Raw genomic sequence first — 16363 nt, forward strand, 5'->3', positions numbered from 1 at the left:
CCCTCTCCCCGCGAGCGGGGAGAGGGAGCGATAGCCGCGCTGATCGGCCGAAACCGAGAGACGATATTGCGTTGAATGAGGGCGAGCCATCACGCTCACACTCACTTTCCGATTTTGCGAGCCATCGTGGATCTCTCCGCGCCCCCTCCCCAACCCTCCCCCGCTTTGCGGGAGAGGGAGCAGATTCCGCGCGTCATCGACGTTTCGCGTAACGTCGCCGTTCCCCTCTCTCGCGAAGCGGTAGAGGGTGAGGGAGGGGGCCTCGGTGCCTTCCGTTACGCCCTCATCGCCCTTACCCTGCTCGGCGCGGCGCTGCGCCTCTACGCCGCGCAGGGCGATCTCTGGCTCGATGAAATCTGGACGCTGAACCTGCTCGAGCGGGCGCATTCCTTCGGCGATGTCTTCATCGGCCTGCATCACGACAATAATCACGTCGCCAATTCCGCCTGGCTCTATCTCATCGGCCCAAACGCCTCGGTTCCGCTGATGCGATTGGCGGCGGTCGCGTTCGGGACGCTGGCCATTCCCGCCGCCGCGGCCGCGAGCCGCCGCTATTGCGCGACCGCCGGCCTCATCGCGGCTTTCGTCTTCGCGACCTCCTATTTCTTTGTCCATTACGGCTCGGAGGCGCGCGGCTATGCCGGCATGACGCTCGCCGTGCTGCTGGCCTATGGTCTCGTGGACGCCATTCTGGTCGAGGGCGCCTCCTGGCGCCGTCTGCTGGCGCTGGCGGCGGCGATCGGTTTCGGGACCTTCTCCCATCTCACCATGATCGAGGCGAGCGCCGCGCTGGCGCTGACGGCGATGTTGCGCTTTCGCCGCAGCACTCTCGGCCGGGCGGTCGCCATAGGGGCGGTCGCCGGGCTCGCCAGCCTTCCGGCTCTGTTCTGCTTCGCCTATGGCGCGCTGGCGCCGGATTTTCAGGTCGGGGCCATGGTTCCGCTGAGCCCGGCGATCTTCGCCGAGGGCGTCGCGGGAATGGCGCGGGCGACCTTGGGATTTCCGCGCGGCGTCGATGATTTCGCCCTTCTCGGCGCCGCGGGCCTGCTCGCCCTCGGCCTGCTGGCGGTTCTGCCGGCGGAGCGGCGGGTTTTCCCGGCCATCGCCGTCTTCGGCCTGCCGCTGCTGCATATCGCCGCCGGCCTGCCGAGTCAGCAATATCCGCGCTTTCACGCCACCGCGGCGATCGGCCTGGCTCTGCTCGCCGCCGAAGGCTGCGCCGCCCTCTATCGTGCTGGAGCATTGCGGCGCGGGGCGGCGGCAGTCCTGCTCGGCGCCTTCGCCATAGGCGACGCCGGGCGGCTCGCCGATTTCTACCGCGACGGCCGCGGCCATTACGCCGATGCGGTGAAGATCATGGCCGAGCGCAAGGAGGCGCCCTACGCCGTCGATTTCGCGCGCGGCGAGACGAAGGCGGTCGTCGCCTATCACGCTCGCAAGCTGGGCGTCGTCGCGACGATGGTCTCGCCGGCTGAATGGTGCGCGACGCCGCCGGCCTTTCTGCTGGTGGTCGATCTGCCCGATTCACAGGCGGAACATGCAGAGAGGCGCTCCGCCGGGCCGCAGGATTGCCGCTCGGCCTTCCTGCGCCGCGGATATTTCCCGGCCTCGGGCCTCTCGGGCTTCGCCTGGACGCTCTATGAGCGCGAGAATCCAGAGATGGAGATCACAAAGTCGGCGCGATGACGCGGACGCGCTTCTTGACGCCATCGGCGCCGACGATCTCGCGCGTCGTCTCATGCGCGTCGACCGGGCGCTTCTCCGGTTGCGCCGCCTCCGTGGCGGGAAGGTTGGGCGAGACGGCGCCGCGCGCGGCGCGCACGCCGATCGGCCGCGACATCTCCTCCGCCTTCTCCGCCGAGACGACGAGATCGCCCTTATTGCGCTCGGCCAGCAGCCGCTCCGCCTCGGCGAGCGTCTCCGCCCAGCTGCGGCCGGGCGGCCGGCAGGAGCAGGTCGGATCATAGCTCTTGGTGAATTTCAGCGCATTGGGATGGTCGCCATAGGCTTCGCCATCCATCGACACCGCTGTCTCTATGTCGCGCGAGGGCGAGCGCGTGTAGAGCGCTACTTCCACATTTGGGCATTGCGCGCGGCACAATTCCTGGAGATCGGCGAGATTGGCGCGCCGCGCCGAATAGCTGATGGGGAAGAAGCCGCCGTCGCAGGCGCGCACGCAGACGGCCAGCGAGCCGCCGCGCGCGACAGGCCCGCCATTGTCGTCCTCGTCGCGTTCCTGCTGCCCGTTGAGGGGCAGCTCGCGGACCGGCGTCGGCTCCTCCTCCTGCGAGCCGAACAGCTCCTCGAAAATATTGCGCTGGCGGGAGGCGACGCGCACCGGCTGCTGCGGCTGCCGGCACTGCTGATCGAAGCGCGCCTGCAGCGCCTGGCGCTGGCCGTCGCCGGAGTTTTGCTGGAGCGAGGCGAGGTTGGAGCGCATCTGCGCGATGCGGCCGTTGATCGCGCCGCATTGCGCCGGCGGCGCGTTGCCGAAGAAGAGGAACTGCTGCCGGTCGCAGCCGATGGAACGCCCATAGGCGACCGTGCGGTCGATCTCCTTCTGCTGGGTCGCGGCGGCGGCGCGATAGCGGGCGGAGCCGCTATTATTGCCGGCGGCGGCGATCTGCGCCCGCAGATTGTCGCAATAGGCCGATTGCGCCATCGCCTGCGCGGAGAGCAGAGCGGCGGCGGCCAGAACGAGCGCGCCCGCGAGGCGTCGCAACGGCCCCTTTCGGGAAAGCGTCTTCCGAATGATATGTTTCGCCGACATTGGTCCTATATTTCGCGATTCGAAAGGCGAGGCGCCGCGGGCCGGCGAATCCGAAACCGTCGAGCTCGAGACCATATCGGCCATATCATCCGTCCGATCAATCGGCGCGCGATTGTCGCGAGCTTCTTGTCGCGAACAAGGCGCGTCACGACATTTGTCGAGGGAATTTCCTGGCGCTCTGGAGGAACGCAGTTATGAAGCCGTCCAAATTCGTCCTGTCCGCTCTCATCGCCTCGGGGCTCTTCGCCGCCGCGGGCGCAGCGCCCGCCCGGGCCGACGGGCCGGATCTGATCTTTCGCAAATCCACCGACTTCAAGCTGCTGACGCCTAACGACAAATTGGCGACCTATGTGCTCGACGATCCCGATATAGACGGGGTGGCCTGCTATTACACCGTGCATGAGAAGGGCGGCGTCGCGGGAATGTTCGGCGTCGCGGAGCAGACCTCCGATGTGTCGCTGTCCTGCCGTCAATATGGGCCGGTGAAATTCAAGGACAAATTCGGTCAGGGCGACGAAGTGTTCAGCGAGCGCCGCTCGGCGCTGTGGAAGCGCCTGCATATCGTCCGCGGCTGCGACGCCAAGCACAATGCGCTGGTCTATATGGCCTATTCCGACCGGCTGATCGAAGGCTCGCCGGAGAACTCCACCTCGGGCGTGCCGATCCAGCCCTGGGGCGCCGGCGATGTCGAGCAATGCGGCGAGTTTTTGAAGAAATGACGCAGCGGCGGGCCTGCGCCCGCCCACGCTCATTCGCTGCAGGAAACGACGGCGGCTTCCGCCGTCAAGGGCTTGCGCGCCGAGGCCGGGCCGATCGCCGAGGTCACATCGTCGGCGCGGCCGAAGGCCACCGCGGGGCCGTGGCCATGCGACTCGCACCAGCTGTCGGCGACGATCTTCCCGCAATCTTTCTTCTGCGTGATGCATTCGACGACGCCATAGCCTTCGTGGCCGGAAATCAAATAGACATTCTTCGGCGCCTCGGCGGCGCGGGCGCCGCCCTGGGCCGCCGCGAGCAGCAATCCGCCCAGCAGCGGAAAGGCGAGACGCGGGAGAACGAGACGCTGAAATTCGGTGGAGAGCATCGGGGGGCACGCCTCGCGCGGGGACGCTCATTCGCCTCACCGCGCCGGCTCCTGGTATATGCGATCGCGGTTAAGGCGCGGTTAAGTTCGCGCCGATTTGCGTAAGAGACGTCGAGGGCGGGCCATTCACGCCACGACGAGCGCGGGCAAGACGCTGGCGCGAAGGTTTTGCCGACCCGGACTCTCGGAGCCCGGGGGCGTGGGCGTCGCCGTTCAGCGAATATCGTATTCCGCATCCACCTCCACGCCGAGCGCGGTGACGAGACGGTTGGTTTCCGAAGCCATGCCGACGATCGCCAAGAGCTCGTTGAACTCCGCCTCGGTCATGCCCTTGGCGCGCGCGCTCGCCGTGTGGGAGTGGATGCAATAGCTGCAACCATGCGCGATGGAGACGGCGATATAGATCATCTCCTTCACCTTCGGGTCCAGGACGCCCGGTCCCATCACCGCCTTTATGCTCTCCCATGTGCGTTTCAGCGTCACCGGATCATGCGCGAGGGCGCGCCAGAAATTATTGACGAAATCGCTTTTGCGCGTCGCGCGAATATCGTCGAAGACCGCGCGGGCTTCGTCCGAGAGCTCATCGTCGCCGAGCAGCTTCACAGTGGCCATTGTTCCCTCGCTTCCTCTCACATTCGCCTTCGGCCTATCATAGCGGCGGCGTGCGCGGCGCGCATGTCTCGAGATGGAGAGGAAGATGTCGATCGGCGTATTGGCTCGCAGGGCGCCCGCGGCGCTCATCGTCGCGCTTTTGGGGATTGCGTCGCCGGCGGCGGCGCAGCAAGGGCGCATATGGAGCTTCTCTCTCGACGAGGCGAAGCCGCCGATGGCCTTTCTCAACTATGGCGTTCCCGAAACGGACGATTCCCTCGGCGGCTTTCATTGCGACGCCCATAGCGGCGCGACGACGCTGTTCATCTCCGAAACCGACGGCAAGCAGAAGGCCGGCAAGGCCGCGACGGCGATTTTGGCGGTCGGCGACGCGCAGACGAAGGTCGCGGGAAAGCTCGTGCCGAATGAGGAGGCGGGCGTTCCGAGCTTCGAAGGGCGGGTCGCCGCCGATGATCCGATCTTCGCCGCCATGGCGCGCGGCGAGACGCTCGTCGTGACGATCGGCGGCTCGAAACAATCCGCGCCGCTGAAAGGCGCATGGGCAAAGATCGGCAAATTCGTCGACGCCTGCAAGAAGAGGTGACGGCGGCGCGGCGCTTTCCTGCGCCGCCGTCGATCTCGTCCTGATGCGCCACCCGCGGGCCGGGCTGTCTCGACAGCGCTCATAAAATAGTTATAATCGATCGACTTTATATGAATATGGATCGGCTATGCGCTTCGCCGGCCTTCTGAGCGCGGCGCTATCCACCTTCTCACGCCAAAGGTCGTTCCCATGAGCGAAGCCGTCGATAGCCTACCCGTCGCGTCCAAAATTCATCTGCCGAAACAGGGCTGGTTCGTTGGGCTCGCAGTCCTGCTGCTGCTCGTCGGCTTTGCGCCGACCTTCTATCTGAAGCCGGTCTTCGGCGCTGGAAAGCCGCTGACCCTGCTCGTTCTCGCGCATGGCGTGACGACGACGGCCTGGCTCGCCGTCTTCATCTATCAATATGTCGCCGCGAGCCGCGGCGCGCTGAAGAATCACCGCACTGTGGGCGTGATCGGCGCGGTTCTCTTCGGCCTCGTCATCGCATTGTCGATCGTCACCGCGGTGGCGCGCGTCGCCGCCGCGGACCCCAAGGTCGCGGGAACGGCGCCTTTGATCGGCCTCGCCTATCCCTTCTGGGTGATCACCGAGGTCGCCTTCTTCGGCATAGGCGCTTTCGTCACTGTACGTCGTCCCGAGTGGCACCGCCATTTTCAGCTGGCGAGCTTCTTCACCTTCATCGCTCCGGCGACGGCGCGTGCGCTGCGCTTCGTCATTCCGGGCGGACCGGCGGTGACTTATGGATCGCTGCTGATCTCGCTTCTGCTCTATGTCGGGGCGAGCCGTCTCGACGACGGCGCCGGAAAATTGTCGCGCGCGGCGCTGGTCGCCATCGGCGTTCAGCTCGCGGCGGCGGCTCTGATTTTCGTCAGCCTCTCCGGCGCGGATCCATGGCTGTGGTTCGCTTCCGCCATCACGGGCTATTCTTTGTAATTAGAATATCCCTTCGATGCGGCGTAGCGCCGGCGTGGCGAAATCCACGAAGGCGCGCACCGCGGGTCGCAGGAATTTCGTCGAAGGATAGACGAGGAAGAATTCGCTCGGCTCGATCTCATGATCGGGCAATGCGCGGGTCAATGCGCCGCTGCGCAGCTCTTCGGCGACGAGCAGGAGCTGCGTGGTGGCGACGCCGCGGCCGGCGCGCAGCGCCTCGAGGAGAACCTGCGCGCTATTGGTCGTGAGCTTCGGCCGAACGGCTATGTCTTCCGCGCTGTCGCCCTTGCGCAGACGCAGCGCGCCATTGTGCAACGACGCGTCGGTGACGAGAAGATCATGCGCGGCGAGATCGGCGGGCGTGCGTAGAGGCGCCGCGCGCGAGAGATAGGCGGGCGCGGCGACGAGGATGCGCCGGCTGAAGCCGATGCGCTTTTGAATCAGTGATTGTTCTCTCGGCCGGCCCATGCGCAGCGCGAGGTCGATATTCTCGAAAATGAGATCGACCGGACGATTTTCGAGCGACAGAGCGACGGCGACGGAAGGATGCGCGTCCTGAAACGCCATCGCGATGCGAAACAAATGCCTTTCGCCGATACAGCTCGGGCCATGCAGGCGCAACTCGCCGGCGATCGCCGCGCCGTCGCCGCGAAGACTTTCCAGCGCGGCGTCTATCGCCGCGAGCGGGCCGCCGGCGGCCTCATAGAGCGCGAGGCCTCGCGCCGTGGGACGTAGCGCGCGCGGGCCGCGCTCCAGCAGGCGCGCGCCGGCATGCGCTTCGAGATTGCGCAGCATCTTGCTGACGGCAGGCTGCGACACGCCGAGGTCGGCGGCCGCGGCGGTCATCGAGCCGCGCTCGACGATGCGGATGAAAGCGCGAAGGGCGGCGGCGAGGTCCATGCATAACATTTGGTTATAATAATTCGATCCGCCTATTCGATAGACGCATGAGCGACGATCGGCAACTCTCGCGAAGCTTTCGAAGGAGGAGAGGATGACGATCGACAGGCGGGCGTTTCTGGCCGCCGCTGGAGCCGTCGCGACGCAGGGATTCGCGGGGGCGCATGCCGAAGAGGCGCGACTTTTGCCGCAGGGGGCGGAGAGCCGTTGGCTCGCGCTCGACGGCGCGCGGCTGCATTTCGTCACATTGGGCGCGGGGCCGACGGTCGTGCTGCTGCACGGCTGGCCGCAGACATGGTTCGCCTGGCGCGCGACGATGGAGCGACTGGCGCCTCGCTTCACCGTCGTCGCGCCGGATCTTCGCGGCCTCGGCCTCTCCGAGCCCGCGCAGTCCTATGACAAGCGCGCTGTCGCCGGGGATATCGTCGCTCTCATCGATCGCGTGGCGGGCGGGAGGGCGCATGTGATCGGCCATGACATGGGCGGCAAGGCGGCCTTCATGCTCGCGCTGCTTCATGCGGAGAAAGTGGAGCGGCTCGTCCTCGTCGACTGCCTCGTTCCGGGAACCGAGAATATGGACGCGCGGCGCGGCGGCGCCTGGCACTACGGTTTTCACATGGCGCGCGACATTCCCGAGCTGCTGACGCGCGGACGCGAGAGGGATTATATCGCCGCGCAAATTCGCGCCTGGTCGCATCGCAAGGACGCGGTCGGCGCGGCGGCGATCGACGAATTCGCGCGCCATTATGCGAGGCCGGGCGGCATGGCCGCGGGCTTCGACTATTATCGCGCGCTGCCCGAGGATGCGCGTCTCGTGGCGAGCCTTTCGGATCGTAGGCTCGACATGCCGGTGCTCGCCATCGCCGGGCGACATGGCGTCGGGCCGCGACTCGCCGAAGCGCTGGCGCCGCGGACGCGAGCGCTTTCCTCTATTGTCGTCGAGGAGAGCGGCCATTTCGTCCCCGACGAGGCGCCGGAGACGTTTTTTCGGGAAGTCGAGCGATTTCTCGCGTGACGCGTGAGATGGCGCGAGACGCCGGCTCTATCGCGCCCGCCGCACCACCAGCACGGCGTTGATGCCCCCAAAGGCGAAGGAATTGGACATGGCCGCGCGGATCGGCACGCGGCGCGCCTCGTGCGGCACGGGGTCCACCGGGCATTTGGGGTCCGGCGCCTTGAAATGGATCGTCGGCGGGGCGAGCTGCTCGCGCAGGGCGTTTATCGTGATGGCGAGCTCGAGCGCGCCGGAGGAGCCCAGCGCATGGCCGTGGATCGGCTTGGTCGAGGAGACCGGCAGACGCGCGCCGCGCTCGCCGAAGACGCGCAGGATCGCCTCCGACTCGGTGATGTCATTGGCGTAAGTGCCGGTGCCATGGGCGTTGAGATAATCGATATCGTCGGGCGTGAGGCCGGCGCTCTCCAGCGCCTGCCGCATGGCGGAGGAGGGGCCTTCGACATTGGGCCGCAGCGGATCGAAAGCGTCGCTCGACGTGCCATAGCCTGCGAGCTCGCAGAGCGGCGCATGGCCGCGGGAGTGCGCGAGCTCCTCCGTCTCCAGCACGAAGATCGCGGCGCCCTCGCCGAGCACTATGCCGTTGCGGCCGGCCGAGAAGGGCCGGCAGAAATCCGGCGTCAGCACGCGCAGCGCCTCCCAGGAGCGCAGCGAGCCATTGATGACGGCCGCCTCCGCCCCGCCGACGATGGCGCGATCGGCCGTGCCGGAGCGGATCATCTCCAGTCCGACGCCGATCGCCTGGCTCGCTGAGGAGCAGGCGCTGGCGATGGCGAATGTCGGCCCATTGCAGGAAAAGCGCATGCCCAGCATGGTGGGCGCGGCGCTGGGGATGAGGCGCGGCACGGTCAGCGGATCGGCGCGCTCGCGCGTGTTGTATTCCTTATGCGCCTCGTCATCGATGGTCTTGGAGCCGCCTATGCCGGAGCCGATGACGACCGCCGTGCGCGGCCCGGCGATATCCTTGCGCGCAAAGCCCGCCTGCGCCATGGCCTCGTCGGCGGCGACGATGGCGTATTGGGTGAAAGGGTCGCAATAGGGAAGAATCTCGGGCTCGAGATAGGCGAGCGGATCGAAGTTCTGCGGCTGCGCGGCGATCTTGATGCGGCCGCCATAGGGTCGCTCGAGCTTCAGCGGGCGGACCTGACATTGGCCGTCGCGCGCCGCCTCCCAAAGTGGCTGCGCCCCGACGCCGGCGGCCGAAACCGCGCCCATGCCCGAGATCACAACCCGTCTCTCGTTCGATTTCACCGCTGTCGCCAAAGTAGAAATTCGCTCCGTTGCCGCCGTCTCCAGTCCGACGGGACCAGACGTTAATCCTTTTTGCCGTCACGATCGCCTCGCGCGCAAGCAGAGGTCCTCGCTTTTCCCCGAAAAGGCGCGCGGCGCGGCGCCGCAGCGGTCTCTACTCGACTGATTCATAAGTTGTTCTACTGAGACGTGCGGCTCTGCGCAGCCGCGGCCGCTGGTTTTTGCGGCGTCTTGACCTTCCGCGCCGGTCTGCCTATTGGCTCATCAGCCAGTCGGCTGGATGGCCGCTGTCCTTCGGGATAGAGGAAAGTCCGGGCTCCACGGAGACACGGCGCCGGATAATGTCCGGCGGGGGCGACCCCAGGGAAAGCGCCACAGAAAGCAAACCGCCGCGGCCTTCGGGCTCGCGGTAAGGGTGAAAGGGTGCGGTAAGAGCGCACCGCTCGGGCGGCGACGTTCGAGGCATGGCAAGCCCCGCCGGGAGCAAGACCGAATAGGGGCGACTGGAAATAGCGATATTTCCTGGCCCGTCTCCGGGTCGTCGCCCGGGTTGGTTGCTAGAGGCGGCGCGCAAGCGTCGTCCCAGAGGAATGGCCATCGCGCGTGGAAGGGGCGACCCGACCGCGCCATACAGAACCCGGCTTATAGGCCGACTGGCGATTTTTTGGGTGAGCGGTAGGAGCGCCGGAAGAGGCGCTTCTACCTCCCCCTCGAGCGGGGAGGTCGAGCGCGAATGCGCTCGGGAGGGGGTGAACGCCCCAAGTCTTTGCTGTCGAACCCCACCCCGGACCGCTGCGCGGTCCGACCCTCCCCCTAAAGGGGAGGGTAGATACGGCGCCTGTGGAATTTGCTACGGCCTACCGCCACGCCCCCCGATGGCTAACGCGAAATGCGCGGCTCGCGCCCGCGTCAACGCTCTCTTAACCCTGACGACGGCTAATAATCGCAAGCGCCGCGCCGCCCGCGCCGCTCCGTCGCCCGTGGTCTTTCATGATATGCGTTGTTGTTCAGAGCGATGACACGTCTCTCCGGGAAAAGTCGCGCCCGCGCCTCGCGCGCGTCGGCGCTTTCGCGTCTGCGCGCGGGCTCGGCGGACGGCCGCGTCGACGCCAAATATCCGCCCTGGAGGGCGCGTCCGACGGGCGCGGACCGGCCCTGCGGCGACATTTTCGGATCGGAGGAGAGATGACGGCGAGCGGCGCTGAGCGGCATGTTCCCGTGCTGCTCGAGGAGGCGGTCGCCGCCCTCGCGCCACAGGCGGGCGGCGTCTATCTGGACGCCACCTTCGGCGCTGGCGGCTACACGCGCGCCTTGCTGGCGCATGAGGGCACACGCGTGCTGGCGCTCGACCGCGATCCGAACGCCATAAGGGGCGGCTATGCGCTGGTGGAGGAGGCGGGCGGACGGCTGACTCTGGTGGAGGCGCGCTTCTCCGAGCTGGCGCAGGTCGCCGAGCGCGCGGGGCTGGCGCCGCTCGACGGAATCGTCGCCGATATCGGCGTCTCCTCCATGCAGTTCGACGAGGCGGCGCGCGGCTTCTCCTTCCGCAATGACGGCCCGCTCGACATGCGCATGGAAGGCCGCGGACCGAGCGCCGCCGACATTATCGCGGATGCCGAGGAAGAGGCGCTCGCCGATATTCTGTATCACTATGGCGAGGAGCGCGCCTCGCGCCGCATCGCCCGCGCCATCGTCAATGCGCGCGAGGCCGGCCGCATAGAGACGACGCGCGCGCTGGCGCAGATCATCGAGCGCGCCGCGCCCGGAAAGCCGGGCGATATTCACCCGGCGACGAGGAGCTTTCAGGCGCTGCGCATCGCCGTCAATGACGAGCTGGGCGAATTGGTCGCCGCGCTGGGCGCCGCCGAGCGGGCGCTGAAGCCGGGCGGTCGGCTCGCCGTGGTGACGTTTCACTCGCTCGAGGATCGCATCGTCAAGCAATTCTTAGGCGAACGCTCCGGCCGCGGCGAGACGCGCTCGCGGCTCCTGCCTGGCGAGCCGGTTCCGCCGCCGCGGACCTTCATCAGCGAAGGGCGCCAGCCGGTGACGCCTTCGGACCGCGAAATCGCCGCAAATCCGCGCGCGCGCTCCGCCAAGCTGCGCTTTGCGACGCGAACGGACGCGCCGGCGCGCGCGATCGACGAGTCTCTGGCGCGTCTCGCCCGCCTGCCGGAACGCGTGAAAGGAAGACGCTGATGCTGCGCATTCTCAATGTCGTCGCCATTCTCGCGCTGATCGGCTCGGGCTTCTACGCCTATTCGATCAAATATCAGACCATGCTGCGCGCCGAGCAGATCAACAAGATGAAGCGCGAGGCGAAAAGCGAGCGCGACGCCATCGCCGTGCTGCGCGCCGAATGGGCCTTCATGACGCGGCCCGAGCGCGTGCAGGATCTCGCCGACAAATATCTCGATCTGAAGCCGGTCGCCGTGACGCAGATCGCCACGGCGCAATCGCTGCCGGAAAAGCCCGAGCGCATCGACTCGATCGGCCGCAAGCTGGATGCGCTCGGCCTCGGCGGCGCCGCGACGACTCCGGCCGCGAGCGAGGCGCCGACGACGCCGAAAGGAAAGCCGCGATGACGACCGCCGAAACTGTGACGAAAGCCGTGAAGCGAGGCCTGCGCGGGCCGCTCGACGGGCTGTTCACCACCTCGCTCGGCAAGACAGGCGCGCGCATGCGCCTCGTCGCCGTGGGCTTTTGTTGCCTTTATGTCGGCATTGGCGCGCGTCTCGTCGCCATCGGCTTCAAGCCTGATCCGACGACGATGCGCCGCGCCTCCGGCGAGCCCATCGCCGCATCGCGTCCCGACGTGCTCGATCGCAATGGCGAGATACTCGCGACCGATGTGAAGACCATGTCGGTCTTCGCCGAGCCGCGCCGGCTCATCGACAAGGACGAGGCGACGGAGCTGCTGACCGCGGTGCTGCCCAATGTCGACTCGCGCGAATTGCGCGAGCGTCTCGCCTCGCGCAAGGGCTTCGTCTGGGTGAAGCGCGAGGTGACGCCCAAGCAGCGCGACGAGGTGTTTCATCTCGGCTTGCCGGGCGTCGGCCTCGCGCCCGAGAATAAGCGCGTCTATCCCAATGGGCCGGCGGCGGCGCATGTGCTCGGCTATGTCAATATCGACAACGCCGGCATCGCCGGAATCGAGAAATATATCGACGGGCAAGGCCTCGCCGATCTTCACGACGCCGGCTTCAGCCTGACGCCGGAAGAGCTGAAGCCCATCTCGCTGTCGATCGACATAAAGGCGACGCACGCCATTCGCGACGAGCTGGAAAAGGGCGTCGCGCATTTCAAGGCCAAGGCCGGCGCCGCCGCGATCATGGACGTCAACACCGGCGAGATCATCGCGCTCGCCTCGCTGCCGGATTATGATCCCAACAAGCCCGGCGACATGCGCGATCCGACGATCATCAATCGCATGAATGTCGGCGTCTATGAGATGGGCTCCACCTTCAAGGCGCTGACCATCGCCATGGCGCTCGACTCCGGCAAGGTCAATCTCAACTCGCGGCTCGACGCGCGCGGCACGCTCAATTTCGGCCATTTCCGCATTCACGATTATCACGCGACCAATCGCGTGCTCACCCTGCCGGAAGTGTTCACCCATTCCTCCAACATCGGAACGGCGCGCATGGCGCTCGGCCAGGGCGTCGAGCGGCACAAGGCGTTTTTGCGCAAGATGGGCCAGCTCACGCGCATGCGCACAGAATTGCCAGAGAGCGCCGAGCCGATCGTGCCGAAGAATTGGGGTGAGCTGAACACCATGACCATCGCCTTCGGCCATGGTCTCGCCGTCGCACCGCTGCAGGCGATGATGGCTGTCGGCGCGCTGATGAACGGCGGCTATCTGATGGCGCCCACTTTCCTCAAGCGCAACGAGGAGGAGGCGAAGAAGAGCGCCGTGCAGGTGATCAGGCCGGAGACCAGCGAGTCCATGCGCTATCTCATGCGGCTCAACGCCGAGATCGGCTCCGCCAGGAAGGTCAACATCAACGGCTATTTCGTCGGCGGCAAGACCGGAACCGCGGAAAAGGTGATCGGCGGCCATTATTCCAAGACCCGCCTCTTCACCACTTTCATGGCGGTGGCGCCGGCGGACAAACCGAAGTATCTCTTCCTCACCATTATGGACGAGCCGCAGGGCCTGCCGGAGACCGGAGGCTACGCCACGGCCGCCTATAACTCGGGCCAGGTGACGGGCCAGATCATCGAGCGCGTCGGCCCGCTGCTCGGCCTGCCGCCGCGCTTCGAATTGCCGACGCAGCCTTTCCCGCTGCTCGCCAAGCTCGGCTATGGCATGGCCAATAATCCCGCTGTTCCCGGCGGGGGAGGGCATTGATGCGATTTTCCGACCTTCTCGATGAAGCGACGGCGGCGGGCTGCGGCGATCTCGATATCGTCGGCGTCACGGCCGACAGCCGCGACGTGCGCGAAGGCTATGCTTTCTTCGCCGTGCCGGGTCATGCCGGCGACGGCCTCGCTTACGCCGCCGATGCGCGCGCGCGTGGGGCGCGCGTGGTCGTCGCGCCGCACGCGGCCGAGGTCGGGCTGCCGTTACTCGTCGTCGCGGATGTGCGCGCGGCGCTCGCTCATGCGGCGGCGCGATTTTTTGCGCGTCAGCCGCAGATCGTCGCCGCGGTGACGGGCACCAGCGGCAAAAGCTCGGTCGTCGATTTCCTGCGCCAGATCTGGCTGACGCTCGGACGCGACGCGGCCTCGCTCGGCACGATCGGAATTGTCGATAAAAACGGCGCGCATTACGGCTCGCTGACGACGCCGGGACCTGTGGCGCTGCATCAGTCGCTCGACGCGCTGGCCGCGCGCGGCGTCACCCATCTCGCCATGGAGGCGTCCTCGCTCGGCATAGACCAGCGCCGCCTCGACGGCGTGCGGCTGACGGTCGGCGCCTTCACCAATTTCTCGCGCGACCATCTCGATCATCATCGCGATCTCGAGGAGTATTTCGAGGCGAAGATGCGCCTCTTCGACACGCTGCTCGCGCCCGGCCAGACGGTGGTGATCGACGCCGACAGCTCCGTCGCCGCGCGCGTGATCGACATTTGCGAGAAGCGCGGGCTGACGATCTTCGACGTCGGCGAGAAGGGCCGCGCCATTGCGCTGCTCGAGGCGGATGCGCAGGCGCTCGGCTCGCGCTTGCGGCTGCGCTGCGGCGACGAGACTTTCGCCGTCGCCCTGCCGCTCGCCGGCGCGTTTCAAATTTCCAATGCGCTGGTCGCCGCCGGAATGGCGATCGCCTGCGGCGCGACGCCGGCGCAGGTTTTCGCGGCGCTCGAGAAATTGCGCGGCGCGCCCGGACGGCTGGAATTCATCGGCGCGCGCGACGGCGCGCCCGTCTTCGTCGATTACGCGCATAAGCCCGATGCGCTGGACAAGGTGCTGGCCGCCGTGCGCCCTCTGGCGAAAGGACGGCTCGTCGTCGTTTTCGGCGCCGGCGGCGATCGCGACAGAGGCAAGCGTCCATTGATGGGCGAGATCGCGGCGCGCGCGGCGGATGTCGTCATCGTCACCGACGATAATCCGCGCAGCGAGGAGCCGGCCTCGATCCGCGCCGCTATATTGGAGGCGGCGCGCGGCGCGAAGGGCGCGGAGATTCATGAGATCGGCGACCGCGCCGCGGCGATCCGCGCGGCGGTCTCCTGGCTACGCGAGGGCGACGCGCTGGTGGTCGCCGGAAAGGGCCATGAAACGGGCCAGATCGTCGGCGATCAGGTCCTGCCATTCTCCGACCGGGCGGCGGTCGAAGCGGCCTTGCAGGGTGGGACTTGAATGAAACAGCAAGCGCTATGGACCGGACTGGGGCTGATCGGCGCATTGCGCGCGCGCATCAGCGGCGGCTTGCCGCGCGACGTCACAGGCGTCTCCATCGACACGCGCACGCTGGCGCCGGGCGATCTCTTCTTCGCCATAAAGGGCGAGGCGCGCGACGGTCATGATTTCGTGCGCATGGCGTTCGAGCGCGGCGCCGCGGGCGCGGTGATCGACGACGCGCACGCTGGCGCGTTTCGTGACCTCTCGCCGCTCTATGTCGTGCGCGACGTGCAGGAGTCGCTCGAGTTCCTCGGCGCCCGCGCGCGTGAGCGCTCGCCGGCCTATATTGCGGCGATCACCGGCTCGGTCGGCAAGACCTCGACCAAAGACATGGCGAAGACAGTGTTCTCGCGCTTCGGCGAGACGCATGCCTCCGCCGCCTCCTACAACAACCAATGGGGCGTGCCGCTGTCGCTGTCGCGCATGCCCGCCTCGGCGCGCTACGGCCTGTTCGAGATTGGCATGAATCACGCGGGCGAGATCGCGTCGCTCGTGCGCTTCGTCGAGCCGCATGTCGCCGTGGTGACACGCGTCGCGCCCGTGCATCTCGAGCATTTCGACTCGCTCGAGGCCATAGCGGCGGCCAAGGCGGAGGTTTTTTCCGGCCTCGTCGAAGGCGGCGTCGCCATCATCAATCGCGACGACGAGACTTATGAGACGCTGCTGGAAGGCGCCGCCGCCTCCAGAGCCGCGCATGTCTTCTCCTTCGGCGAGAGCGAGGCCGCGCAGGCGCGGCTGCTCTCCTATGATGGCGAGAGCCAAGTCGCCGAGGCGGAGATTTTCGGCCGCCGCCTGCGTTATCGCATCGGCGCGCCGGGCAAGCATTTCGCAGTCAATTCGCTCGCCGTGCTGACCATCGCCCATGTCTTCGGCATAGATCTCGCCGAGGCGGCGGAGATGCTCGCCGATTTCGCCCCGCCCAAGGGCCGCGGCCGTCGCGAGACGCTCGCGATCGGCGGCGGCGCCCTCACGCTCATCGACGAGAGCTACAACGCCAATCCCACCTCCATGCGCGCGGCTTTCGATCTCATCGGCGCGGAGAAGAGCGCGCGGCGACGCATCGCCGTGCTCGGCGACATGCTGGAGCTCGGGCCGAGCGCCGGCGAATTGCACGCGGGACTCGCCAAAGACCTCGAGGCTGCTGGCGTCGATCTCCTCTTCACCGCCGGCCCGCTGATGGCGCGGCTCTTCTACGCCGCGCCCGAGTCTATGCGCGGCGCGCATCGCGCCAACGCCGCCGAGCTCGAGGAAGCGGTTCTCTCGGCGCTGGCGCCGGGCGATGTGGTCATGATCAAGGGCTCGAACGGCTCGCGCATGGCGCGCATCGTCGAGGCGATCAGAACGAAATTCCCGGCCGAAACCGAAGCGGCCTCGTAAAGG

General features: G+C 67.0%; 15 protein-coding genes and 1 other RNA gene. 11 read left to right on the top strand and 5 right to left on the bottom strand.

All coding sequences use genetic code 11. The features are described 5' to 3' along the window. Positions 1–126: 126 nt before the first annotated feature. Positions 127–1686, top strand: coding sequence for a hypothetical protein (locus A1351_RS12705; RefSeq protein WP_157096296.1), 1560 nt, complete (start codon positions 127–129; stop codon positions 1684–1686). Here A1351_RS12705 and A1351_RS12710 read toward each other — a convergent pair. Beyond that, positions 1667–2722 carry a DUF2865 domain-containing protein gene (locus A1351_RS12710; RefSeq protein ID WP_245291650.1) on the bottom strand — a complete coding sequence of 352 codons (1056 nt, stop codon included), beginning with the start codon at positions 2720–2722 and terminating at the stop codon, positions 1667–1669. The genes A1351_RS12705 and A1351_RS12710 overlap by 20 nt on opposite strands. Before the next feature lie 242 nt (positions 2723–2964). Between A1351_RS12710 and A1351_RS12715 the strand changes: the two genes are divergently transcribed. Further along, entirely contained in the window at positions 2965–3489 is a 525-nt protein-coding gene (locus tag A1351_RS12715) for a CreA family protein (protein ID WP_026598146.1), read from the top strand. Positions 3490–3518: 29 nt separating this feature from the next. Here the strand turns inward: A1351_RS12715 and A1351_RS12720 are convergent, their stop codons facing one another. After that, complete coding sequence (locus A1351_RS12720) at positions 3519–3854, bottom strand: hypothetical protein (RefSeq protein ID WP_024879419.1); 336 nt, start codon at positions 3852–3854, stop codon at positions 3519–3521. A 213-nt stretch (positions 3855–4067) separates the two neighbouring features. Further along, positions 4068–4466 (bottom strand): carboxymuconolactone decarboxylase family protein, encoded by a 399-nt coding sequence (locus A1351_RS12725; RefSeq protein WP_024879420.1) that lies wholly within the window; start codon positions 4464–4466, stop codon positions 4068–4070. Between the two features lie 85 nt (positions 4467–4551). Between A1351_RS12725 and A1351_RS12730 the strand changes: the two genes are divergently transcribed. Together A1351_RS12730 and A1351_RS12735 are read left to right on the top strand one after the other, a co-directional pair. Beyond that, positions 4552–5049: a hypothetical protein gene (locus tag A1351_RS12730; protein ID WP_245267255.1), complete on the top strand. Its 498-nt coding sequence runs from the start codon at positions 4552–4554 to the stop codon at positions 5047–5049. Positions 5050–5238: 189 nt separating this feature from the next. Beyond that, positions 5239–5982 carry a hypothetical protein gene (locus A1351_RS12735; protein WP_024879422.1) on the top strand — a complete coding sequence of 248 codons (744 nt, stop codon included), beginning with the start codon at positions 5239–5241 and terminating at the stop codon, positions 5980–5982. Here A1351_RS12735 and A1351_RS12740 read toward each other — a convergent pair whose 3' ends face one another. Continuing rightward, the gene (locus A1351_RS12740; RefSeq protein WP_024879423.1) at positions 5983–6882 is read right to left on the bottom strand and encodes a LysR family transcriptional regulator; all 900 of its coding nucleotides are present in this window, start codon (positions 6880–6882) and stop codon (positions 5983–5985) included. A gap of 94 nt (positions 6883–6976) precedes the next feature. Between A1351_RS12740 and A1351_RS12745 the strand changes: the two genes are divergently transcribed. Beyond that, the gene (locus A1351_RS12745; RefSeq protein WP_083967311.1) at positions 6977–7897 is read left to right on the top strand and encodes an alpha/beta fold hydrolase; all 921 of its coding nucleotides are present in this window, start codon (positions 6977–6979) and stop codon (positions 7895–7897) included. A 27-nt stretch (positions 7898–7924) separates the two neighbouring features. On the opposite strand, the gene A1351_RS12750 is transcribed toward A1351_RS12745, so the two are convergent. Beyond that, positions 7925–9121, bottom strand: a complete 1197-nt coding sequence (locus A1351_RS12750; RefSeq protein ID WP_256388644.1) for a beta-ketoacyl synthase — start codon at positions 9119–9121, stop codon at positions 7925–7927. Positions 9122–9413: 292 nt separating this feature from the next. On the opposite strand from A1351_RS12750, the gene rnpB reads away from it, so the two are divergent. From rnpB to A1351_RS12785, 6 genes are all read left to right on the top strand, one after another. Further along, positions 9414–9806, top strand: an RNA gene (gene rnpB, locus A1351_RS12755) — RNase P RNA component class A. A 524-nt stretch (positions 9807–10330) separates the two neighbouring features. Beyond that, positions 10331–11341, top strand: coding sequence for a 16S rRNA (cytosine(1402)-N(4))-methyltransferase RsmH (rsmH, locus tag A1351_RS12765; protein ID WP_024879427.1), 1011 nt, complete (start codon positions 10331–10333; stop codon positions 11339–11341). Further along, positions 11341–11727 carry a hypothetical protein gene (locus A1351_RS12770; protein WP_024879428.1) on the top strand — a complete coding sequence of 129 codons (387 nt, stop codon included), beginning with the start codon at positions 11341–11343 and terminating at the stop codon, positions 11725–11727. The genes rsmH and A1351_RS12770 overlap by 1 nt, the downstream gene beginning before the upstream one ends. Then, a complete protein-coding gene (locus A1351_RS12775) occupies positions 11724–13493 on the top strand; it encodes a penicillin-binding protein 2 (RefSeq protein ID WP_157096297.1) in 1770 nt (589 codons plus the stop codon). Before A1351_RS12770 ends, A1351_RS12775 begins: the two co-directional genes overlap by 4 nt. Continuing rightward, positions 13493–14941 carry a UDP-N-acetylmuramoyl-L-alanyl-D-glutamate--2,6-diaminopimelate ligase gene (locus tag A1351_RS12780; RefSeq protein ID WP_064033159.1) on the top strand — a complete coding sequence of 483 codons (1449 nt, stop codon included), beginning with the start codon at positions 13493–13495 and terminating at the stop codon, positions 14939–14941. The genes A1351_RS12775 and A1351_RS12780 overlap by 1 nt, the downstream gene beginning before the upstream one ends. Then, the gene (locus A1351_RS12785) at positions 14942–16360 is read left to right on the top strand and encodes a UDP-N-acetylmuramoylalanyl-D-glutamyl-2,6-diaminopimelate--D-alanyl-D-alanine ligase (RefSeq protein WP_064033160.1); all 1419 of its coding nucleotides are present in this window, start codon (positions 14942–14944) and stop codon (positions 16358–16360) included. Positions 16361–16363: the final 3 nt, after the last annotated feature.

The organism is Methylosinus sp. R-45379, from assembly GCF_001644125.1.
In the GTDB taxonomy this organism is placed as follows: Bacteria; Pseudomonadota; Alphaproteobacteria; order Rhizobiales; family Beijerinckiaceae; genus Methylosinus.